Genomic DNA, 23060 nt, shown 5'->3' with positions numbered 1-23060 from the left:
TTGTCGGCGAGCCACCCTGAGACCGTCATCCGGTTTAACCCTTACCGCATCCGTCCGGGTTTCCGCCAACTTTTCCGCGCCCCTCCCTGCCCATAAAGTCGGGGCATGCTGCCCTCCACCACCAGGCGCCGCATGCTCGCCGCCTTTCCCTTACTTGCCACCTGCGCGCTCAGCGGGAAGTGGCCGCCTGCGCATGCAGGCAGCGGCGCAGCCATCCGCATCGGCGTGTCCGGCCCGTTCACCGGCGGCTCCAGCCCGATGGGAATCTCGATGCGGGAGGGCATCCGCATCGCCGCGGCGCAGATCAATGCCGCGGGCGGCCTGCTCGGACGCCCGGTCGTGCTGGTAGAGCGCGACGACGAGGCACGCAACGAACGCGGCGCCCGGATCGCCCAGGCACTGATCCAGAAAGAGGGCATCACCGCCGCGCTGGGCATCGTCAACACCGGCGTGGCGCTCGCCAGCCAGCATCACTACCAGCTGGCGCGCATCCCGATGATCACCTCGGTGGCGACCGGCACGCTGATCACGCGCCAGTTCCTCCCGCCGGGCTTCGCCGACAACTATATCTTCCGCGTATCGGCCAGCGACAGCCTGCAGGCCAGAGCGATCGTGGACGAAGCCGTCACTCGGCGCGGGCTGAGACGGCTCGCCATCTTCCACGACGCCACCAACTACGGCGTCCTGGGCAGCAAGGACCTCATCGACGCGCTGAGCCAGCGCAACATCCAGCCCGCCGCCGTCGAGCGCTTCCAGTTGCGGCAGGCCGACATGACGGCTCCGCTGCAGCGTGCGCGCGACGCGCGTGCCGAAGCCCTGCTCACCTACGGCATCGGCCCCGAACTGGCGCAGATCGCCAACGCCCTGGCCCGCCTCGACTGGCCGGTGCCGATCATCGGCAGCTGGACGCTGGCCATGTCCAGCTTCATCGACAATGCCGGCCCCAACGCCGAGGGCGCGCGCATGCCGCAGACCTTCATCCAGGACCCGACCACGCCGAGACGCCGTGCATTCATCGAGGCCTGGCAGCAGGCCACCGGCACCCGCCGCATCCCGGTTCCGCCCGCCGCGGCGCAAGGATACGACTCGATGCTCCTGCTCGCCGCCGCCATCGGCCAGGCGGACAGCCTCGAAGGCGATCTCATCCGCGCGGCGCTCGAAGACCTGCACGCCCCCGTGCCGGGCGTCATCGCGACCTATTCGCGCCCTTACTCGCGCGGCCAGCACGAAACGCTGATCTCACCACGGCAGATCCACATCGGGGAAGTGCGCAACGGCCAGGTCGTATTCGCCTACGAGGCGGACCGCCGGCACGCCATGCAGCCATGAACGACACGAACGACCCGTCCCGGTATCGCACCCATCCGCGCCGGCATGCGGCCCGCGCACGGATCCGGGGATCCCCCCATCAACAATATTGCGCATTACGAAAAGACGTTTTATAGTTCGAAAAGTCAGCCGCCGGTTGTCGGGGTGGCTGCGTCCGTACCGCCCATAGACCTGCCCACCAGGCAGGGTTCGCCAACCGAACGTCATGAGGAGACAAACCATGACCGGAATCAGCAACGTTCCCTCGCAAACCGACACGGATGCGCAGGAAACGAAGGAATGGATGGATGCACTCGCTGCCGTCGTCGAGCATGAAGGCCCGCAGCGCGCCCACTACCTGATCGAAACCCTGATCGCGACGGCCCGCCAGGAAGGGGTGAACATCCCCTACTCGGCCACCACCGAGTACATCAACACCATCCCGGTCGAACAGCAGCCGCCCTATCCGGGCGACCCCGACCTCGAGATCAAGATCCATTCCTATATCCGCTGGAACGCCATGGCGATGGTGGTGCGTGCCAACAAGCACACCAACGTCGGCGGCCACATCGCCTCGTTCGCCTCGGCCGCGGCCCTCTACGACGTCGGTTTCTCGCACTTCTGGCATGCTCCGTCGGCCGACCACGACGGTGACATGATCTACTTCCAGGGCCACTCGGTGCCCGGCGTCTACGCCCGCGCCTACATGCTGGGCCGCCTGACCGAGGATCAGATGGACAACTTCCGCCAGGAAGTCGGCGGCAAGGGCATCTCATCCTACCCCCACCCCTGGCTGATGCCGGACTTCTGGCAGTTCCCCACCGTGTCGATGGGCCTCGGCCCGCTGTGCGCCATCTACCAGGCGCGCTTCATGAAATACATGGCCAGCCGCGGCATGATCGACGCCACCCGCGCCGAGCAGCGCAAGGTGTGGGCCTTCCTCGGCGACGGCGAGACGGACGAAGTCGAATCGCTGGGCGCCATCGGCATGGCCGCGCGCGAGCGGCTCGACAACCTGGTCTTCGTCATCAACTGCAACCTGCAGCGCCTGGACGGCCCGGTGCGCGGCAACGGCAAGATCATCCAGGAACTGGAATCCGAATTCCGCGGCGCAGGCTGGAACGTCATCAAGGTGATCTGGGGCACCCACTGGGACCGCCTGTTCGCCCGCGACAAGAAGGGCATCCTGCACAAACGCATGATGGAATGCGTGGACGGCGAGTACCAGACCTTCAAGGCCAAGGACGGCGCCTACGTGCGCGAGCACTTCTTCAACACCCCCGAACTGAAGGAACTGGTCGCCGACTGGACCGACACCCAGATCTGGCGCCTGAACCGCGGCGGCCACGACATCTTCAAGATCTTCGCCGCCTACAAGGCCGCCGCCGAGCACAAGAGCCAGCCCACGCTGATCCTGGCCAAGACCATCAAGGGCTACGGCATGGGCCAGGCCGGCGAGGCGATGAACATCTCGCACCAGCAGAAGAAGATGGACCTCGAGGCCGTCCGCCGCTTCCGCGACCGCTTCGGCCTGCCGGTGCCCGACGACAAGTTGGAAGAACTGCCCTACCTGAAGTTCGAGGACGGTTCGCCCGAGCAGAAATACCTGCTCCAGCGCCGCATGGACCTCGGCGGCTTCCTGCCGCAGCGCCGCACCAAGGCCGCGCCGCTGCCGGTGCCCGAGCTCGAAGCCTTCGCCGCGCTGCTGAAGGCCTCGGGCGAAGGCCGCGAGCTGTCGACCACGATGGCGATCGTGCGCATCATGAACACGCTGCTCAAGGACAAGCAGATCGGCAAACACGTCGTACCGATCGTGCCGGACGAGTCGCGTACCTTCGGCATGGAAGGCATGTTCCGCCAGTACGGCATCTGGAACCAGGAAGGCCAGAAGTACGTGCCCGAAGACCATGACCAGCTCATGTTCTACAAGGAAAGCCAGACCGGCCAAGTGCTGCAGGAAGGCATCAACGAGGCCGGCGCCATGGCCGACTGGATCGCCGCCGGCACCGCCTACAGCGTGCATGGCGTGCAGATGATGCCGTTCTACATCTTCTATTCGATGTTCGGCCTGCAGCGCACCATGGACCTGTGCTGGGCGGCGGCCGACCAGCGTACCCGCGGCTTCATGATCGGCGGCACCGCCGGCCGCACCACGCTGAACGGCGAAGGCCTGCAGCACGAGGACGGCCACAGCCTGCTGATGGCCAACATGATCCCGAACTGCGTCAGCTACGACCCCACCTTCCAGTACGAGGTCGCGGTCATCGTGCAGGACGGCCTGCGCCGGATGTTCGCCGACCAGGAGGACATCTACTACTACATCACGGTGATGAACGAGAACTACGAACATCCCGAGATGCCGGCCGGCGCCGAGCAGGACATCCTCAAGGGCCTGTACCTGCTGCGCAAGGGTGCCGACGCCAAGGGGCCGCGCGTGCAGTTGCTGGGCTCGGGCACGATCTTCCGCGAAGTCATCGCCGCCGCCGAGCTGCTGAAGAGCGACTGGGGCGTGGAAGCCGACATCTGGGGCGCGCCCAGCTTCAACGAACTGGCCCGCAACGGCCACGACGTCGAGCGCTGGAACCTGCTGCACCCGATGGACGAACCGAAGAAGACCCACTTGCAGCAAAAGCTCGCCGGCTTCGAAGGCCCCGCCATCGCCGCCACCGACTACATCCGCATGTTCCCCGAGCAGATCCGCCCGCAGCTCGACCGCAGCTACGTCACGCTGGGCACCGACGGCTTCGGCCGCTCCGACACGCGCGAGCAACTGCGCCACTTCTTCGAGGTGGACCGCCACTGGGTGACGCTGGCCGCGCTGAAGGCGCTGGCCGATGACGGCGTGATCGGCCGCGACAAGGTCGCCGCCGCCATGGTCAAGTACAACCTCGACCCGAACAAGCCGAACCCGCTGTCGGTCTGAGCGCGCAAGGAGACAAGGACATGAGCCAACTCATTGAAGTGAAGGTTCCGGACATCGGCGACTTCGACGCCGTGCCGGTGATCGAGCTGTTCGTCAAGGTCGGCGACACCATCGCCGTCGATGACGCCATCGCCACGCTGGAGTCCGACAAGGCCACCATGGACGTGCCGTCGAGCGCAGCCGGCATCGTCAAGGAAGTGCTGATCGGCATCGGCGACAAGGTGTCCGAAGGCAGCGTGCTGATCAAGATCGAGGCGGCGGGTGATTCGGTAGGAGCGGCTTCAGCCGCGAATGCCTCACCGGTCGCGGCTGAAGCCGCTCCTACGGCGGCCCCGGCCGCCGCAGTACCGGCCGCCGGCGGCGGCGTGGTCGACGTCGTCGTGCCGGACATCGGCGACTTCGATGCCGTGCCGGTGATCGAGCTGTTCGTCAAGGCCGGCGACACCATCAAGGTCGACGACGCCATCGCCACGCTGGAATCCGACAAGGCCACCATGGACGTGCCTTCGTCGCACGCCGGCGTGGTCAAGGAAGTGCTGGTCAAGGTCGGCGACAAGGTCGGCCAGGGCAGCGTGCTGCTCAGGGTCGAGACCGCCGGTGGCGGCATCGCCGCCGTGCCGGTGGCGCCGTCGGTGGCCGTCGCCGCACCTGCATCCGCCGATTCGCCGGCACCGCTGGCCGACGGCGCGCCCTCGCTCAGCGCCCCGGCCTCGGTGCCGCTGTCGTCCGCGGCCCCGTCGGCCGTCACGCTCGGCGGCCGCATCCACGCCAGCCCCTCGGTGCGTGCCTTCGCCCGCGAGCTCGGCGTGGACCTCGGCCAGGTCAAGGCCAGCGGCCCCAAGGGCCGCATCCTCAAGGAAGACGTCACCGCCTTCGTCAAGGGCGCGATGAGCACCGGCGTCGTGCCGGGCAAGACCGTGGCTGCGGCCGCCGTCGGCAGCCTGGGCGGCGGCCTCGACCTGCTGCCGTGGCCGAAGGTCGACTTCGCCAAGTTCGGTGAAATCGAAGCCAAGCCGCTGAGCCGCATCAAGAAGATCTCGGGCCAGAACCTCGCCCGCAACTGGGCGATGATCCCGGCGGTCACCTACCACGAGGACGCGGACATCACCGACCTGGAAGCCTTCCGGGTGGCGATGAACAAGGAACACGAGAAATCCGGCAAGAAGCTCACGATGCTCGCCTTCATCATCAAGGCCTCGGTGCGCGCGCTGCAGGAGTTCCCCGAGTTCAACACCTCGCTCGATGGCGACAACCTGGTCTACAAGAAGTACTTCAACATCGCCTTCGCCGCCGACACCCCCAACGGCCTGGTCGTGCCGGTGGTCAAGGACGCCGACAAGAAGAGCGTGTTCGAGATCGCTGCCGAAACCGGCAGCCTGGCCAAGCTCGCCCGCGACGGCAAGCTCAAACCGGCGGACATGTCCGGCGCCTGCTTCACGATCAGTTCGCTCGGCGGCATCGGCGGCACCTACTTCGCGCCCATCGTCAATGCGCCCGAAGTCGCCATCCTCGGCGTCAACAAGTCGGTGATGAAACCGGTGTGGGACGGCAAGCAGTTCGTGCCGCGCTTGACCCTGCCGATGTCGCTGACCGCCGACCACCGCGTCATCGACGGCGCCCTGGCGACCCGCTTCAACGTGTACCTCGCGCAACTGCTGGCGGACTTCCGCCGCGTGATGCTGTAAGGAGATCGCCATGAGTCTCGTGGAAATCAAGGTTCCGGACATCGGCGACTTCGATTCGGTGCCCGTCATCGAGCTGTTCGTCAAGGTCGGCGACAGCATCAAGGTGGACGACGCGATCTGCACGCTCGAATCCGACAAGGCCACCATGGACGTGCCGTCGAGCGCGGCCGGCGTGGTCAAGGAAGTGCTGGTCGCGGTCGGCGACAAGGTCGGCGAAGGCGCCGTGCTGCTGAAGATCGAAGCCGCTGCTTCCGTAGGAGCGGCTTCAGCCGCGAATACGGCTGCTGCGGCACCGGCTGCGGCAAAAGCCGCTCCTGCGGCGGCTCCTGCCGCCGCGTCGCACGGCGGCAGCGTCGACGCCGAGTACGACATGGTCGTGCTCGGCGCCGGCCCCGGCGGCTATTCGGCCGCCTTCCGCGCCGCCGACCTCGGCCTGAAGACGGCGATCATCGAGCGCTACGCCACGCTCGGCGGCGTGTGCCTGAACGTCGGCTGCATTCCGTCCAAGGCCCTGCTGCACGTCGCCGCGGTCATCGAGGAAGCCGAACACGTCGGCGCCGCCGGCATCGGCTTCGCCAAGCCCTCGGTGGACGTCGACGCGCTGCGCAAGCACAAGGACGGCGTCATCGGCAAGCTCACCGGCGGCCTCGCCGGCATGGCGAAGGCGCGCAAGGTCGACGTCATCCGCGGCTACGGCAACTTCCTCGACCCGCATCACATCGAAGTCGAGGAAACCACCGGCAGCGGCTGGGACACCACCGGCGCCAAGAAGGTCGTCAAGTTCAAGAACTGCATCATCGCCGCCGGCTCGGCCGCGGTGCACCTGCCCTTCATCCCGAAGGACCCGCGCATCGTCGATTCAACCGGCGCGCTGGAACTGCGCCAGGTGCCGGGCAAGATGCTGGTCATCGGCGGCGGCATCATCGGCCTGGAAATGGCCACGGTGTATTCCACGCTGGGCACCCGCCTCGACGTCGTCGAGATGATGGACGGCCTGATGCAGGGTCCGGACCGCGACGCGGTCAAGGTGTGGGAGAAGCAGAACGCCCACCGCTTCGACAAGATCATGCTCAAGACCAAGACGGTTGGGGTCGAAGCCAAGGACGACGGCATCTACGTCACGTTCGAAGGCGACGGCGCGCCAGCCGAACCGGTCAAGTACGACATGGTCCTGCAGTCGGCCGGCCGCTCGCCCAACGGCAACAAGATCAGCGCCGACAAGGCGGGCGTCGTCGTCGGCGAACGCGGCTTCATCCCGGTGGATGCGCAGATGCGCACCAACGTGCCGCACATCTTCGCCATCGGCGACATCGTCGGCCAGCCCATGCTCGCCCACAAGGCCGTGCATGAAGCCCACGTCGCCGCCGAAGTCGCCGCCGGCCACAAGGCGGCGTTCGACGCCACGGTGATCCCGGGCGTGGCCTACACCCATCCGGAAGTAGCCTGGGTCGGCTACACCGAAGCGCAGGCCAAGGCCGAAGGCAAGAAGGTCGAAACCGCCAAGTTCCCGTGGGCCGCCAGCGGCCGCGCGATCGCCAACGGCGCCGACTACGGCTTCACCAAGCTGATCTTCGACGCCGAAACGCACCGCGTCATCGGCGGCACCATCGTCGGCCCCTCGGCCGGCGACATGATCGGCGAGGTCTGCCTGGCCATCGAAATGGGCGCCGACACGGTCGACATCGGCAAGACCATCCACCCGCACCCCACGCTGGGGGAAACGGTCGGCATGGCCGCCGAAGTCGCCCACGGCAGTTGCACCGACCTGCCGCCGATGCGCAAGAAATAAGCACCAGGCTACCCGCTGTCGCCACCGGAAACCCGCCCGCGAGGCGGGTTTCTTTTCGCCGCCTACCGCCGCATAGCATCGCTCAACGGTTTCGTTCTCATCGACCCCGACCATCGCCGCATCGAGCACTACCGCCGCACGGGCGGCAAGCGCTGGGAGCTGCAGGAAATCGAAACCGGGCAGCCGCTGGTGGTGCAAGGGCTCGAAGTCTCGATTCCCTGGCAGAAAGTGTTCCGCAACGCCGACTGAACGCGGCAATGGCCGGCAAGGCTCTGCCTGAGTACCGGCAATACAGGCAAAGCTTGCCGGAAAACGGCAAGAATCCGCCGTCATCCTGCTGACTTTCAAGGAATATCCCCACACACAGACACCTGGCACGAGTCTCGCTTTAGTACGACCAGAGAGCTCGGGCAGCGGCAGCAGGTGCCGTCACGACAAGACCCGGGCCCACTTCGAATCGGACATTCAGGAGATTCAAAATGGCACAGGTCATCAATACCAACATCCCTTCGCTGAACACGCAGCGCCATCTCAACTCTTCCGGGGGCGCGCTGGCAACCTCGCTGCAGCGCCTGTCTTCCGGCCTGCGCATCAACAGCGCCAAGGACGACGCCGCCGGCCTCGCCATCTCGGAGCGCATGAGCGCCCAGATCAACGGCCAGAATCAGGCCCGGCGCAATGCGAATGACGGCATTTCGCTGGCGCAGACCGCAGAGGGCGCACTCACCTCATCCAGCGAGATCCTGCAGCGCATCCGCACCCTGGCCGTGCAGTCGGCCAACGCCACCAACTCGGCATCGGACCGCAAGGCGCTCAACGACGAAGTCAACGCCCTCACCTCCGAACTCAACCGCATCGCCCAGACCACCGAGTTCAACGGTCGCAAGCTGCTCGACGGCTCCTTCACCTCCGCCACCTTCCAGGTCGGTGCCAATGCCAACCAGACCATCACCGCCACCTCGGCCAACTTCGGTACCACCGCGTACGGCAACTACCGCATCGGCAGCCTGCCGGCAACCACCACGGGCGGGCCGGGAGATCTCACCGTGGGCAGCATTCCGGGCGCCAATCTCGCCCAGAGCGACACGGGCGCCTCGGTCATCGGGGGCGGCATCCTCAGCATCAACGGCGCCTATGGCACCGCCGAGATCGACTATGACGCCGGCGCCAGCGCCAAGGACATCGTTTCCAAGATCAATGCGGCCACCGAAAGCACCGGCGTCACCGCCAACGCACGCACCGAGGTGAATCTGACCGATTTCGTGCCGGGCTCGTCCTACGTGCTCAAGCTGGCCTCGAACAACGGCGCCGACCAGGCCCAGACCTTGTCCTTCACCATCGGCACGAGCGGCACGGGCGACGACTACGCCGACATCACCAAAGCGTTCAACGATGTCTCCGCCAAGACCGGCGTCACCGCCAAGCTCAATACCGAAGGCAACGGCGTGGTGCTGAGCAACGCCGAAGGCAGCGACATCCGGCTGCTCAACGACTCCGAGGCGGCCTCCGTATTCACGATCGAGGATGTCGGCGGCACGCCCATCGCCACCGCAGTGGTCGGCTCGGACGGCACCGGGGCATTCGACGCCGACGAGAACTGGATCACCGGCCATCTCGTCTTCGATTCCGACAGCTCGTTCAGCGTCACCGACGACGCCGGCGGCCCCGGCGGCTTCCTGCTGGCCAACACGTCCACCGCCAGCTCGCTGCAGGCCGTCTCCGAAATGGACGTCAGCACTGCGGATGCCTCCAACCGCACGCTGGCGATGGTCGATTCGGCACTCGCCGCGATCAACAGCCAGCGCGCCAAGTACGGCGCCCTGCAGTCGCGCTTCGAGAACACGATCGCCAACCTGCAGATTTCGTCGGAGAACCTGTCGGCCTCGCGCAGCCGCATTCGCGATACGGATTTCGCCGCTGAAACGGCCGATCTGACCCGCGCGCAGATCCTGCAGCAGGCCGGCACCGCGATGCTGTCCCAGGCCAACGCGCTGCCGCAGCAGGTACTGCAGCTCCTGCAAGGCTGAGGCTCCGACGCCACACGCCATCGAACCTGTGCCTTGATGGCATTTTCCCCCGCCGGCGGCAACGCCCGCGGGGTTTTTTCGATTGGGCGTTCGCAACTGCACAACGGCCCGCCGCGCGCCGATGGCTGCGAAAATTCTCCATGGGAGAAATCGCTAAAGTTCTTGCTCAATCCGCCGATATTCCCGTCAGTCAACCCTGGTAGCGTCGAGACTCGCAGGAAAGGCCGTGCGCGCACTGCATCGGGCTACCCCGTCGTCACCATACAAAATCCACGCTGGAGGAAATTTCTCATGTCGATCATCAAGGGGATGTCCGAAGCCCAGATCACTGCGCTGACGACGAGGCAGATCGAGGATCTGTCGCAGAACGACTTCAAGGCCATGTCGGCCAGGCAGATCGGCGCGCTCACTTCGGGCCAGATCGCCGCCATCGAGACGCGCGACCTGGTCCAGCTCAATGCAAGCCAGATCGCCGCCTTCGACGCAGCCGCCCTGTCGGACGGCCTGCTGACCTACCAGGCCGAGGCGCTCACGGTCAGCCAGGTCAAGGCCATGCAGGTCGCCCAGCTCAACAGCCTGGGTACGAACCAGATCGCCGCACTCGGCAACGACGTCGCCTCGCTGACCGCCAACCAGATCAGGGGACTGTCGACCGACGTCATCGCCGCTTTCACGTCGGGCCAGATCAACTCGCTCAACGGCACGCAGATCAAGGCATTGAACGCAGACCAGATCAAGGCCATCGAAACCGCCGACATCCAGCAACTGGGCAGCGCGCAGATCGCCGCTCTCAGCCCCACTCAGCTCCAGGCACTCAGCAGTGCCCAGCTCGACGCATTCGGCAGCGCACAGATCCAGGCCCTGACGGCGCGCCAGATCAGCGCGCTCGGCACCGAACAGCTCAGCAGCCTGTCCACCGCCAGCATCCAGGCCCTCACCAGCACCCAGGTCAAGGGACTCACCGCCGCACAGCTCGGTAGCCTCACCTCCGGCCAGATCGCCGCACTCGACACCGAGGACATCGGCGCGATGACCGCCGCCCAGATCAAGAATCTGAGCACGGCCAACGTCGCCGCCCTCACCTCCGACCAGGTCGGCGCCCTCAGCGCCGCCCAGATCAAGGGCCTGAGCACGGACCAGATCAAGGCCATCGAAACCGCCGACATCCAGCAACTGGGCAGCACGCAGATCGCCGCGCTGAACGCCGGCCAGCTCCAGGCGCTCGACAGCGCCCAGCTCAACGCCCTGGGCACCGACCAGATCCAGGCCCTGAGCGCGCGCCAGATCGGTTCGCTCGGCACCGACCAGATCAACAGCTTGTCCACCGCCAACATCCAGGCCCTCACCAGCACCCAGGTCAAGGGGCTCACCGCCGCACAGCTCGGCAGCCTCACTTCCGGCCAGATCGCCGCGCTCGACACCGAGGACATCGGCGCGATGACCGCTGCCCAGGTCAAGGGCCTGAGCACCGCCAACGTCGCCGCCCTCACTTCCGACCAAGTCGGCGCCCTCAGCGCCGCCCAGATCAAGGGCCTGAGCACGGACCAGATCAAGGCCATCGAAACCGCCGACATCCAGCAACTGGGCAGCACGCAGATCGCCGCGCTGAACGCCGGCCAGCTCCAGGCGCTCGACAGCGCCCAGCTCAATGCCCTGGGCACCGACCAGATCCAGGCCCTGAGCGCACGCCAGATCGGTTCGCTCGGCACCGACCAGATCAACAGCTTGTCCACCGCCAACATCCAGGCCCTCACCAGCACCCAGGTCAAGGGGCTCACCGCCGCACAGCTCGGCAGCCTCACTTCCGGCCAGATCGCCGCGCTCGACACCGAGGACATCGGCGCGATGACCGCTGCCCAGGTCAAGGGCCTGAGCACCGCCAACGTCGCCGCCCTCACTTCCGACCAGGTCGGCGCCCTCACCGCCGCCCAGGTCAAGGGCCTGAGCACGGACCAGATCAAGGCCATCGAAACCGCCGACATCCAGCAACTGGGCAGTGCCCAGCTCGCCGCGCTGAACGCCGGCCAGCTCCAGGCGCTCGACAGCGCCCAGCTCAATGCCCTGGGCACCGACCAGATCCAGGCCCTGAGCGCACGCCAGATCGGTTCGCTCGGCACCGATCAGATCAGCACCCTGTCCACCGCGAACGTGGCGGCACTGAGCACCGCCCAGGTCAAGGCGCTGACGGGCGACCAGATCGGCAGTCTGACGACCGCGCAAGTGGAAGCACTTGAAACCGAGGACCTGCAGGCGCTCAGCGGCGCGCAGCTCCAGGGTCTGAGCACTCAGGGCGTGCAGGCGCTCAGCACCGCCCAGGTGCGGGCGCTGATGTACCAGCAGATCGCCGCACTCACCGCCACGCAGGTCGGCGCCCTCGAAACCGCCGACCTGACCGCGATGACATCGGATCAGCACCGGGCCCTGACCGCCGGCCAGGTCCAGGCACTGACCAGCGCGCAGCTCAATGCATTGAGCACCGAACAGATCGGCGGCCTCAGCGCCGCGCAGGTCGCGGCACTCACCACGACCCAGGTCAGCACGCTGGCAACCGCCAATGTGGCCGCGCTGAGCACCGATCAGGTGAAGGCGCTGACCGCCGGCCAGATCGGTGCCTTCACCTCGGCTCAGATCGGAGCGATCGAAACCGCGGACATCGGCGTACTGTCCGCCAACCAGATCAAGGCACTGACCACTGCACAGATCAAGGACGGCCTGAGCACCACGCAGATCGGCGCGCTGAGCACCGACCAGATCAGCGCACTGAGCACCGACCAGATCCGCCTCGGCCTGAGCACCGACCACGTCGCGGCACTGAGCACCGCGCAGGTCCGCGCCCTGACGCCGGCCCAGGTCGCCGCCATGACGACCGAGCAGATCGCCCAGTTGGACGTGTCCGGCACCGACTGATCACAGGCCCGCGCCATGCGCCTCGCCCCCGATGATCCCAGGGACCGTCCCCGGGCCGTCGGGGGCGGATTCATTTCCGGAGCACGCTCTTGAGCGAGACGCACAACACCGATTACGCAGGCATCATCAACCTGATCTGGCATCGCCAGCTCCCCTTTCCCGAGCTGCTCGACTATGCGACCCGGCTCGAAGCCGTCGGGCTGGGCGGACTGGTGGCGGTGCTCTACCAGACCTGGCTCAAGCGCAACGATACCGCTTACGATCATTTCGCCTGGTTCAACCTCGGCGCCACGCTGTTCGCCGAAGGCGACATCGGCGGAGCCCGCGAGGCCTACGGGCAGGCCATTCTGCGCGCGCCCGGATTCATCCAGCCGCACTTCAACCTCGGCCTGACGCTGGAGCGGCTCGGCGAGCCAACCGCCGCCATCGAACAGTGGGACTGGGTCGCACAGCATGCTTCGCCGGACAAGGCCGACGAACGCGGACTGCTCGTCTCTGCTCTCAACAACCAGGGCCGCCTGCAGGAAAGCCTCAAGCGATATGCCGATGCGCTGACCTGCCTGGACCGCAGCCTGGCACTCGATCCGCATCAGGCGGACGTCCTGCACCACTGGGTCTTCATCCGGGAAAAGCAGTGCCTGTGGCCGGTTTACGATCCGCCTCCCGGCGTCGATCCGGAGTCGATGCGCAAAGCCACATCGGCGCTGGCGATGCTCAGCCTCTCGGATGATCCCGACGCACAGCTCGCCGCGGCCAGGCAGTATGCCGACCGCAAGATTCCCTCCGGCCTGCCCGTGCTCGCCTCCAGGGACGGCTATCGCCACGACCGCATCCGCATCGGCTACTGCTCATCGGACTTCTGCCTGCATCCGGTCTCCATGCTCACGGTGGAACTGTTCGAACTGCACGACCGCGAGAAATTCGAGATCTACGGCTTCTGCTGGTCGCCGGAAGACGGCTCGGCGCTGCGCCAGCGCGTGACCGGCGCCTTCGACCACTACATCCGCATCGACGGCCTGGACGAAGAGGCATCGGCCCGGCTGATCCGCGAACACGAGATCGACATCCTGATCGACCTGCACGGCCAGACGCGCGGCGCACGCACGCGCATGCTGGCCTGCCGCCCGGCCCCGATCCAGATCACCTACCTCGGCCTGCCGGCCACCACCGGCCTGCCGGCCATCGACTATGTCATCGCCGACCGCTTCCTCATCCCCGAGGAACACGCCCGCCACTACACCGAAACGCCGCTCTACATGCCCGACGTGTATCAGGTCAGCGACCGCAAGCGCCCGTGCGCAGCGCCCCCCGCACGCCAGGCCTGCGGCCTGCCGGCGGAAGGCTTCGTCTTCTGCTCGCTCAACAACAACAACAAGTACACCCCGGAAGTCTTCGATGCCTGGATGAACATCCTGCGCCGGGTGCCCGGCAGCCTTCTCTGGCTGCTCGCCGACAATCCCTGGGCCGAGGCCAATCTCAGGCGCGAAGCCCGGCAGCGCGGCATCGGCGAAGACCGGCTGTTCTTTGCCGGGCGGGTCACGCCAGAACAGTACCTGGCACGCTACACGGTGCCCGATCTCTTCCTCGACACCTTCCCCTTCAATGCCGGCACCACCGCCAACGATGCGCTGTGGATGGGTCTTCCCGTCCTCACGCTTTCGGGGCGTTGCTTTGCGTCACGCATGGCCGGGGCCCTGCTGACCGCCGCCGGCCTGCCGGAGCTGATCACCCACGACCTGCAGGCCTACGAAGACAAGGCCGTCGAGCTCGCCACCACACCCGGCGCCTGCCTGCGCCTGCACGAACACCTCCGGACCCAGCGCGAGAGCGGCCCCCTGTTCGACACGCCGCGCTTCGTGCGCAATCTGGAACAAGCATTCACCGACCTCGCCGCATCGCACGCCGGGCACCAGGCCTGAGGCCTGCCGTGCGCCCGGCGCGGGCGGGAGCGCCTCAACGCTCGGCATAGGGGCCGAAATCCGCCCCATGCCCGACCTGGTCGAGAAAATGATCGAGCATCAGGTAATAGCGCGGCGGGTTGTACAGCCTGTCGGGCGTGGCCTCACCGACGAAGCGCCCTTCGGCCAGATCGCGCCGGACGAAGAACGCATTCGCCCCGGTGATGTTGGTGGCCACCAGGGCATAGCCCATACCGGCGGCGGCTTCGTCCAGCGCACTCAGGCTGGCCCCCATGTAATCCGTGCCGCGCCAACGGTATTGCGGGTCGAACAGCGGGCGCCGATCCACGCCGGGCGGGAACTTGGCGTTGTATTCGATGCAGATCACCTTCGGCCTGGATTCCAGGGCTTCCAGAAGATGGATGTCCATGCCATCGACATCGATGGAAAGGAAATCCAGCGCCTCCACATCCGTTCCGATCCGGCCCAGGCCATCGGCGACGAGCCGATTCACGCTGTCGGGCATCGCATAGCCATTGACCACGTGCAGCCGCCCGGCGGCCAGCAGAGGCGAGAACTTTTCTTCGATCAGCGCGATCTGCCTGTTGTCGGCTTCGATCCACATGCCGCGCCAGCCCTGGTGCAGCAGGAACAGGCTGTTGCACTCCAGGCCGTTCTGCACGCCGATCTCGCAGAAGGAGCCGGCCGATACGCCGATCCTCCGGAAGATCTCGGCGAGGATGCCGTCTTCGTCATTCTGGCTATAGACCTTGAACCCGAACGGCTCCAGCCGCCGAGGGTCTGCCCGCAGCGGCGCGAGAATGCGCTCCATCTCCTGCCGCGCGAGGTAGCCGGCCCCTCTCTTGATGGAGTAGTTCATTACCGTCAACTGCTGGAACAGCAGGTTGAACAGTTTGATCGAGGTGTCGTCGTTCATGGATCGCTCTCTCATCCGTGTGTGGCAACGATGCCGAGGGTCATCGCGTCCGGACCAGTTGCAGCCCGCCATCGCCCTGGACGACGAAATCGACATGCCGCGGGTGCTGCGGGTGCTGCGCCACGACTTCGTCCAGCACCTCGAAGCACGCGTAGCCCAGCCGGGCGAGAAATGCCATCAGTTCCGCCCGCCTTTCGCGGAACCACTCGTCCCGCCATGCCTCCAGGATCAGCGGCGGAAAGCCCCCGGCCTCCAGGAAGCCCACGCCGCCTTCGAGCACCCGGAGCTCAAAACCCTCGACATCGATCTTGATCAGATCCGCCGTCTTGGGAAAGGCGATCGAATCCAGCCTCGCCATCGCCACGCGTTCGGCACGCCGCGCCTGGTCGATGGTCACGGCGGACACCTTGTCGCGGATGACCTGGTCGAGCGAGAAGCCGCCGATGTTCTCGGACGACGCGTAGTCGATCTGCGGGATCTCGATCGAGCCGTCCTCGTGGCCGATCGCCATGTGGAAAGCATGGACGTTGTCCAGCCTGTTGAGGATGAGGTTGCCGCACAGCTGGTAATACACGAGCCGCTGAGCTTCATAGGCATGCACCGCGCCCCCCAGCTTCTGCAGGTCCTGGGCCACGGCGATCGCATAGGCCCCCAGGTTGGCGCCGATATCCAGGACGAAGGGCGCACTGGCGCCCTCGTAGAACATGCGGCTTATCGTGATCAGGGGCTCGGCCCATCCCCCTCTGGCGTAGATGGTCCGGGATATGGCGTCGCCGGTGGAAAAAAGCAGATAGTCGGCGGAATTCCCTCTGACGAGATTCACTCTGGGCAGCATGTTCGACCCTCATCGATGATTGGAACGGGTGGGTGGCCGGTCAAACCAGCCATGTGTGGCTCGATCTGGATTCAAGGGGAATCGCCAGACGCCAGGACGTGGCAAACGGGAAAATGGCCTCGCAGGTATAGGCGCACTCGGCCAGCAAGACCTCGATCCGGCGCGCGCCCTGCGCATCATCCGGCAAGGCGACGAGCACCAGCGGCCGGTATTTTCGCAGTACCCCCGCCGCCCGCGCCAGGACCGCCTCGGCCACTTCGGCGCGGCCGGCGCGGATCAGGCCGAGCCCGTGCATGGCCGGCTCATCGAACACCGCCTCGCCCAGGCGCAGTTCCGCCGTCTCGATGCCGTTCAAGGCCAGCAACTGCCGCATGCGGCGATATTCGTCTCCATCGGCGACGAAAACGATGCTGCGCTCGAAATGCGCCGCCAGCCTGGCCGAGGCCACGCCGTCTCCAGGCGAGGCGTCGATGAACAGCCCACGGCCGTCGTGCATCAGCACCAGCAGACGGGCGATGTGCAGGGCCGACGCATCGAAGGCCCACGGCACCAGCGGCTCATGCCGCGCGCCGAGGGACTCCCCCCTGGCGTTGCGCACGACCCGCGCCTCGCCCAGAGGCGCGAGGCGCTGCAGCAAGGCCTCGTCGTCGACCAGGAAGGTGGCGATGCAGCCGTCGTCGCGGCCGCACAGCAGCCGGAAGCCGCCGGCGACAGGCTGCGCGCCCAGCGGAAACACCACGCTGCCGGCAAAATTCCAGCCGAACCGATGCGCCCCCGTGTTATAGGGCGCCACCACCAGCGGCGCATGGGTCATCAAGCGCGGCCAGAACGGCGGGCTGGCATCGAAGACACAGGCTCCGACGAAATAGAGCTTGCGGCTGCCGACGACCGTGGACGAATGGTAGAACGTGATCAGCCGCCCGTCGCCGAACGCCGCGGGCGCCGGCACGGGAACGGTTCCGCCCCGGATCTCGCCCCACGCCCATTCGAGCCCCGGTCCCTGCCAGCCGCCCTCGAACTGGCGCGACTCGCTCGCCGCATCGGCTTTCAGCAGCAATACCGTCCATGGATCGTGGGAATAGATCAGACCGACCAGCCCGGATGGCAGCGGAAACGGAACCCAGTTCTTCTCCCAGTTCTCGTGCGGATCGCCGGTGCGCGGCTTCTGCAACGGATTCTTGGGCAAGGCCAGCAGGCGGTCGACGCGCAGCGTCGGCGCCGTCCCCGCGCCGTCGTCGATCACGCATTCCGCGATACGCATCGCCGCGCCATCGACACGGCCATCCGCGGCACGCTCGATCACGCAATGGAACACGAGCACCCGCTCTCCGAGAACCACGGCGCGGGGGTCCTCCCCCTGCGCGAGCAACAGGCGGGGCGCCCCGGTCGGGCGCAGGCACTCGTCGAGTTCGACGGTCCAGACCGTTCCCATTCCCGGTACGGGCGGCACCGCGTCCCGCCGGATCACCCCGAGCCAGCGCCCGGACGGCAGTTGGACGCAGCACGGATTGAAGTCGATCCATCGGCCGGGATCGAACGACGCCCAGGCCTCGAAACCGCGTTCCCGGTTGAGCGGCATCCGGCACTCGCGCGCCACGTCATTCCCGTCGTGTCCGTCCAAGCCCTCGCCCCTTTTCCCCTGTCCGCCCCCGCCGCCGAAACGGCGTCCCGCCAGCGGGCGAGAATACGGCAACCGAGGGGAATTTCCGCTAAAGATTTTCCACCCCTCGCCGTTAATGGGCTCAACGGCAGATGAATCACGCGACACCAAGGCAGTTCAGGGCGCGGAACAGCCGCTAATCGTAGTCTTATCTCTTTGGAGACGATCATGGCACAAGTCATCAACACCAACGTTCAATCGCTTACCGCCCAACGCAACCTGAACACCACTGGCAGTTCGCTCGCGACCTCCCTCCAGCGCCTGTCTTCCGGCCTGCGCATCAACAGCGCCAAGGACGACGCCGCCGGCCTCGCCATTTCCGAGCGCTTCACCGCCCAGATCAACGGCCTGAACCAGGCCACACGCAACGCCAACGACGGCATCTCGCTGGCGCAGACGGCCGAAGGCGCGCTCTCCTCGTCCGGCGAGATCCTGCAGCGCATCCGCACCCTGGCCGTGCAGTCGGCCAACGCCACCAACTCGGCATCGGACCGCAAGGCGCTCAACGACGAAGTCAACGCCCTCACCTCCGAACTCAACCGCATCGCCCAGACCACCGAGTTCAACGGCCGCAAGCTCCTCGACGGCTCCTTCACCTCCGCCACCTTCCAGGTCGGCGCCAATGCCAACCAGACCATCACCGCCACCTCGGCCAACTTCAGCACCACTGCGTACGGCAACTACCGTATCGGCGGCCTGGCCGCGACCTCGACCGGCGGCGCCGGCGACCTCACCGTGGGCAGCACCGCGGGTGTCAATCTGGCCCAGGCCGATACCGGCGCCTCGGTGATCGCGGGCGGCAACCTCGCCATCAACGGCACCTATGGCACCGCCAGCATCGACTATGACGCCGGCGCCAGCGCCAAGGACGTCGCCGCCAAGATCAACGCCCAGACCGAAAGCACCGGCGTCACCGCCAGCGCGCGCACCGAAGTCAGCCTGACCGACTTCGCCGCCGGCGGCGCCTATGTCCTGAAGCTGGCCTCGAACAACAGCACCGACCAGGCCCAGACACTGTCCTTCACGGTCGGCAGCGCCGGCACCGGTGACGACTACGCCGACGCGATCAAGGCCTTCAACGACGTGGCCGCCAAGACCGGCGTCACGGCGAAGCTCAACGCCGAAGGCAACGGCATCGTGCTGACCAACGGCGAAGGCAGCGACATCAAGCTGCTGAACGATTCGGAAGCGACCTCGGTCCTCACCGTCAATGACATCGACGGCACGGCGATCAGCGCCGCGGTTGCCGGCGAAGAAGGCGCAGGCACCTTCGGCAGCGCCGAAGTCTGGATCACCGGCCAGCTCACCTTCGACTCCAATGCCTCGTTCAGCGTCACCGACGATGCAGGCGGCGCCGGTGGTTTCCTGACGGCGACCACTTCGACCGCCGGTTCGCTGCAGGCCGTCTCGGAGATGGACGTCAGCACGGTGGAAGCCTCCAACCGCACGCTGGCAATGGTCGACTCCGCCCTGGCCGCGATCAACAGCCAGCGCGCCAAGTACGGCGCCCTGCAGTCGCGCTTCGAGAACACCATCGCCAACCTGAGCACGACCTCGGAAAACATGTCGGCATCGCGCAGCCGCATCCTCGACACCGACTTCGCCTCCGAGACCGCCAACCTGACCCGCGCGCAGATCCTGCAACAGGCCGGCACCGCGATGCTGTCCCAAGCGAATGCCCTGCCGCAGAACGTGCTGTCACTGCTCGGCTAACATTCATAGCCTGACGGTGTAACATCACCCGGCGCGGGGCTCGCAAGAGTCCCGCGCCGTTCGCCTATCAAGGAGATGAATCGTGAGCATCGAGTCGATCGGCAACGCCATCCCGCAAACGACACGTATCCTGTCACAAGCCACCCAGTCTTCCCCGGCGGCGACCACCGCGCCGCTGCCCGCCACGGCCATCCCGGTAGAAGCCGCAAGCACCGAAACGGCTGCTGCGGCAAGCGCACGGCAGCCGGACGCAGCCCAGATCACACAGGCGGTCGAGGAAGTGCGCGCGGCAATCACGCCAGTGGCACAGAACTTGCATTTCTCAATCGACAAGGACATCAACCGCACCATCGTCAAAGTCGTGGATGCATCCACCGACGAGGTAATCCGGCAGATTCCATCCGAGGAGATCATTGCCATCGCCAAGGCGGTGGACAAACTCCAGGGGCTGCTGATCAAGCAGGAAGCCTGAGCGCACAGAAGGAGAACACATCGTGGCAGCGATCACATCCGGAGGCTCCGTCCTCGACATCACCTCCATCGTCAGCCAGTTGGTCGCGGTCGAACGCCAGCAGACGCAACAGCCGCTGGTGACCAAGGAGGCCGCGCAGACGGCCAAGCTGTCCGCCTTCGGCCAGATCAAGGGCGTGCTGAGCAGCCTGCAGACCGCAGTCGATGCGCTGGGCAAGGACGGCCTGTTCGGCGGCGTCAAGACCACGGTGAACGGCAAGGGCTTCACCGCAACGGCCAAGGCCGGAGCGGCGGTCGGCAACCATGCCATCGAAGTGTTCCAGACCGCCAAGGAACAACGCATCGCCACCGACCCCACCACGAGCTTCGTGCCCGCTGGCGCAGGCAGCCTGAGCATCCAGTTCGGCACCGTCAACGAGGGCGGCACCTTCGAGGGCGACCCCGAACGCATGGCCTCGCTCGAATTCTCCGGCGGCACGCTCGCCGAGCTGCGCGACGCCATCAACGGCGATTCCACGCTCGGCATCAAGGCCACGATCGTCAATAACGGCCGCGCCGACCAACTGGTGCTCACCGGCTCCGCCACGGGTGAGAACATGGCTTTCAAGCTCACCGGCGCCGATGGCTTGGCCGACCTGAGCTACGATCCCGGCACGGCCGCACCCGCCAGCCAGCTGCATTCCGTGCAGGCGGCGCAAAGCGCCAGGCTGAAAGTCGACGGCATCGAGATCACACGGGGCAAGAACAGCATCGACGACGTGATCGACGGCATCACGCTCACCCTCAATGACGAACCCGAGGGCGATGCCACGAGCCTCAAAGGCACGCTGACGGTCACCACCGACAACGAACAGGCGCGCAAGGCCGTCGATGCCTTCATCAAGGCCTACAACGACGTCAACGACACGCTGAAGTCGCTGACCGCCTACGACGTCAAGACCAAGACCGGCTCGACGCTGACCGGCGACTCCACCGTCCGCAACATCCAGACCACGCTGCGCAATGCGCTCAACGATGCGCTGGGCGGCCTGGGCAACATCCGCTCGCTGGCCGAAATCGGCATCGGCACCGGCGCCACGACCGACAAGGAAACCGGCCAAGTCACCGTGGACGGCAAGCTGTCGCTCGACAGCGCCAAGTTCGAGGCGGCGCTCTCGAACCCGGACAAGGACGTGGCGGCATTTTTTGCCGGCAAGGACGGAGTGCAGGGCCTGGCCGCGACCTTCAGCGAACGCCTCACCGGCCTGCTGGACGACAAGCGGGGCGTCATCGCCAACCGCACCAGCAGCATCGACGACACCATCCAGTCGCTGCAGGAGAAATACGAGCGTACCGAAGAGCGCATCCAGCTGCTGGAGACGCGCTACCGGCTGGAGTTCTCGCGGCTCGACACCCTGCTGGCCGGCATGTCGCAGACCAGCACCTATCTCACCCAGCAACTGGCCAACCTGCCCAAGATCAGCAGCAGCAGCAGCCGCTAAGGAGACCGACCGCCATGTTTGGCACTTCCTACGCCAATCGCGCATCGGCCTATGCCCGTGTCGGCACCGAAACCAGCATCGAGGCCGCCAGCCCGCACAAGCTCATCATGATGCTGTACGACGGTGCCCTGCTGGCGCTGCGCACCGCTGCCATCGCCATGCGGAACAAGGACGTTCCGACCAAGGGCCAGTCCATTTCCAAGGCCATCAACATCATCGACAACGGCCTCAAGGTCAGCCTGGACCTCAATGCCGGCGGCGATCTGGCGGGGCGCCTCCATGCGCTGTACGAATACATGAGCGAGCGCCTGCTGTACGCCAATCTGCACAACAGCGAAGCGGCCCTCGACGAAGTCGTCGGCCTGCTCGGCAGCCTGCGCGAAGCCTGGGCCGGCATAGCCGACCAGGCTGCGGCCTGACGGATGCCCGCCATGCTGACGCCGGAAGCCTGCCGCGAACTGCTCGCACTGTACGAATCGATGGCCGATGCCGCGGTACGCAACGACTGGGGCCGTCTCGCCGAACTCGAAGCGGCAAGCTCCACCCTGCGCAAGGCCGCCGCAGCCGACCCCGCCGGCACGGCCCAGCTGCCGGATGCCGTGCAGCGGGAGATGGCATCGATGATCGAGCGCATGCTCGAACTCGACGCCACGATCCGCATTCACGCCGAGCCTTGCCTGGAAAGCACGCGCAAGCTGCTTGCCGGCACGATACGCAACCGCAACGTGCGCAATACCTACGGCAGCGTCTGACGCGCCCGGCCCTGCGCAGCCAGGGCAAGGAGGGAACCGCCATGATCCCCGCCGACCTCGCCGCCCGGCTGAGAACGATCTCCGAGGCCAGCTTCTTCAATACCGACCCGCCGGTCGCCGGCCTGCAGCGCGCCCGCGAAATCCAGGCCCTGCTGCCGGAGTTGCAGAATGGCCAGCGCTTCTTCGCGACCCTGCTGCGCACCCTGCCCGACGGCACTTTCCGCGCGGTGGTCGCGGGCCAGCAGATGACACTGGCGCTGAACACCTCGGCCAAGGCCGGCGACACACTGGAGCTCGAAGCCTCGCGGATCACGCCGCAAGCGGTGTTCGCACGCGTCGTCGGCCACGATGCCTCCAGCGCTGCGGCCAATTCGTCGGCGCAGCCCACGCTGAGCCAGACCGGCCGCCTGATCAGTTTCCTGCTCACCGGCCAACCCACGCCACAACCGGCAAATCTTGCCGGCAACCAGCCGCTGCTCAACGCGCCGCCCACCAGCGGCGCCCAGCTCGCGCCCCTGTTGCGCCAGGCGCTGGGGCAAAGCGGGCTGTTCTACGAATCGCACCAAGCCGAATGGGTGCTCGGGGCGCGCGACGGCGCCAGCCTGATGCGCGAACCGCAGGCCCGGGCGGCCTCGGGGCGGCCGGCGGCCATGCCCGGCCCCGCCCCTGCCCCG

The 23060-nt window shown here is 66.4% G+C and carries 15 protein-coding genes and 1 pseudogene; 13 read left to right on the top strand and 3 right to left on the bottom strand.

Annotated features, from left to right (window positions below; all coding sequences use genetic code 11):
* The first annotated feature begins 105 nt into the window (after window positions 1-105).
* The 7 genes from C666_RS12295 to C666_RS12265 all read left to right on the top strand — a co-directional run bounded on the left by C666_RS12295 (window position 106) and on the right by C666_RS12265 (window position 14558).
* Window positions 106-1329 (top strand): ABC transporter substrate-binding protein, encoded by a 1224-nt coding sequence (locus C666_RS12295; protein ID WP_004339532.1) that lies wholly within the window; start codon window positions 106-108, stop codon window positions 1327-1329.
* A 220-nt stretch (window positions 1330-1549) separates the two neighbouring features.
* Window positions 1550-4231: a pyruvate dehydrogenase (acetyl-transferring), homodimeric type gene (gene aceE, locus C666_RS12290; RefSeq protein ID WP_004339529.1), complete on the top strand. Its 2682-nt coding sequence runs from the start codon at window positions 1550-1552 to the stop codon at window positions 4229-4231.
* 20 nt (window positions 4232-4251) lie between these two features.
* On the top strand, window positions 4252-5916 hold the full coding sequence (aceF, locus tag C666_RS12285) for a dihydrolipoyllysine-residue acetyltransferase (protein ID WP_004339527.1): 1665 nt from the start codon (window positions 4252-4254) through the stop codon (window positions 5914-5916).
* Window positions 5917-5926: 10 nt separating this feature from the next.
* Complete coding sequence (gene lpdA, locus C666_RS12280; RefSeq protein ID WP_004339525.1) at window positions 5927-7705, top strand: dihydrolipoyl dehydrogenase; 1779 nt, start codon at window positions 5927-5929, stop codon at window positions 7703-7705.
* 479 nt (window positions 7706-8184) lie between these two features.
* Complete coding sequence (locus C666_RS12275; RefSeq protein ID WP_004339523.1) at window positions 8185-9732, top strand: flagellin N-terminal helical domain-containing protein; 1548 nt, start codon at window positions 8185-8187, stop codon at window positions 9730-9732.
* Window positions 9733-10023: 291 nt separating this feature from the next.
* Window positions 10024-12639, top strand: coding sequence for a beta strand repeat-containing protein (locus C666_RS12270; RefSeq protein WP_004339521.1), 2616 nt, complete (start codon window positions 10024-10026; stop codon window positions 12637-12639).
* Between the two features lie 89 nt (window positions 12640-12728).
* Window positions 12729-14558 carry an O-linked N-acetylglucosamine transferase, SPINDLY family protein gene (locus C666_RS12265; protein ID WP_004339519.1) on the top strand — a complete coding sequence of 610 codons (1830 nt, stop codon included), beginning with the start codon at window positions 12729-12731 and terminating at the stop codon, window positions 14556-14558.
* A gap of 34 nt (window positions 14559-14592) precedes the next feature.
* Here the strand turns inward: C666_RS12265 and C666_RS12260 are convergent, their stop codons facing one another.
* From C666_RS12260 to C666_RS12250, 3 genes are read right to left on the bottom strand one after another with little or no spacing between them, the layout of a single operon-like run.
* A complete protein-coding gene (locus C666_RS12260) occupies window positions 14593-15474 on the bottom strand; it encodes a hypothetical protein (RefSeq protein WP_004339515.1) in 882 nt (293 codons plus the stop codon).
* A gap of 40 nt (window positions 15475-15514) precedes the next feature.
* The gene (locus tag C666_RS12255; RefSeq protein WP_028792471.1) at window positions 15515-16309 is read right to left on the bottom strand and encodes an FkbM family methyltransferase; all 795 of its coding nucleotides are present in this window, start codon (window positions 16307-16309) and stop codon (window positions 15515-15517) included.
* A 40-nt stretch (window positions 16310-16349) separates the two neighbouring features.
* The gene (locus C666_RS12250; RefSeq protein WP_004339511.1) at window positions 16350-17888 is read right to left on the bottom strand and encodes a hypothetical protein; all 1539 of its coding nucleotides are present in this window, start codon (window positions 17886-17888) and stop codon (window positions 16350-16352) included.
* Between the two features lie 249 nt (window positions 17889-18137).
* On the opposite strand from C666_RS12250, the gene C666_RS12245 reads away from it, so the two are divergent.
* The 6 genes and pseudogenes from C666_RS12245 to C666_RS12220 all read left to right on the top strand — a co-directional run.
* Window positions 18138-19682, top strand: a complete 1545-nt coding sequence (locus C666_RS12245; protein WP_004339509.1) for a flagellin N-terminal helical domain-containing protein — start codon at window positions 18138-18140, stop codon at window positions 19680-19682.
* Window positions 19683-19764: 82 nt separating this feature from the next.
* Window positions 19765-20154, top strand: a complete 390-nt coding sequence (locus C666_RS12240; RefSeq protein ID WP_004339506.1) for a flagellar protein FlaG — start codon at window positions 19765-19767, stop codon at window positions 20152-20154.
* Between the two features lie 22 nt (window positions 20155-20176).
* Entirely contained in the window at window positions 20177-21634 is a 1458-nt protein-coding gene (gene fliD, locus C666_RS12235) for a flagellar filament capping protein FliD (RefSeq protein ID WP_004339505.1), read from the top strand.
* 14 nt (window positions 21635-21648) lie between these two features.
* Window positions 21649-22053, top strand: coding sequence for a flagellar export chaperone FliS (fliS, locus tag C666_RS12230; RefSeq protein WP_004339503.1), 405 nt, complete (start codon window positions 21649-21651; stop codon window positions 22051-22053).
* A gap of 12 nt (window positions 22054-22065) precedes the next feature.
* Complete coding sequence (locus tag C666_RS12225; RefSeq protein WP_004339500.1) at window positions 22066-22386, top strand: flagellar protein FliT; 321 nt, start codon at window positions 22066-22068, stop codon at window positions 22384-22386.
* Window positions 22387-22427: 41 nt separating this feature from the next.
* Window positions 22428-23060 (top strand): annotated as a pseudogene (locus C666_RS12220) (flagellar hook-length control protein FliK); the annotation flags it as partial.

The organism is Thauera linaloolentis 47Lol = DSM 12138, from assembly GCF_000310205.1.
In the GTDB taxonomy this organism is placed as follows: Bacteria; Pseudomonadota; Gammaproteobacteria; order Burkholderiales; family Rhodocyclaceae; genus Thauera; species Thauera linaloolentis.
This window is presented reverse-complemented; position numbering and strand designations above follow the sequence as displayed.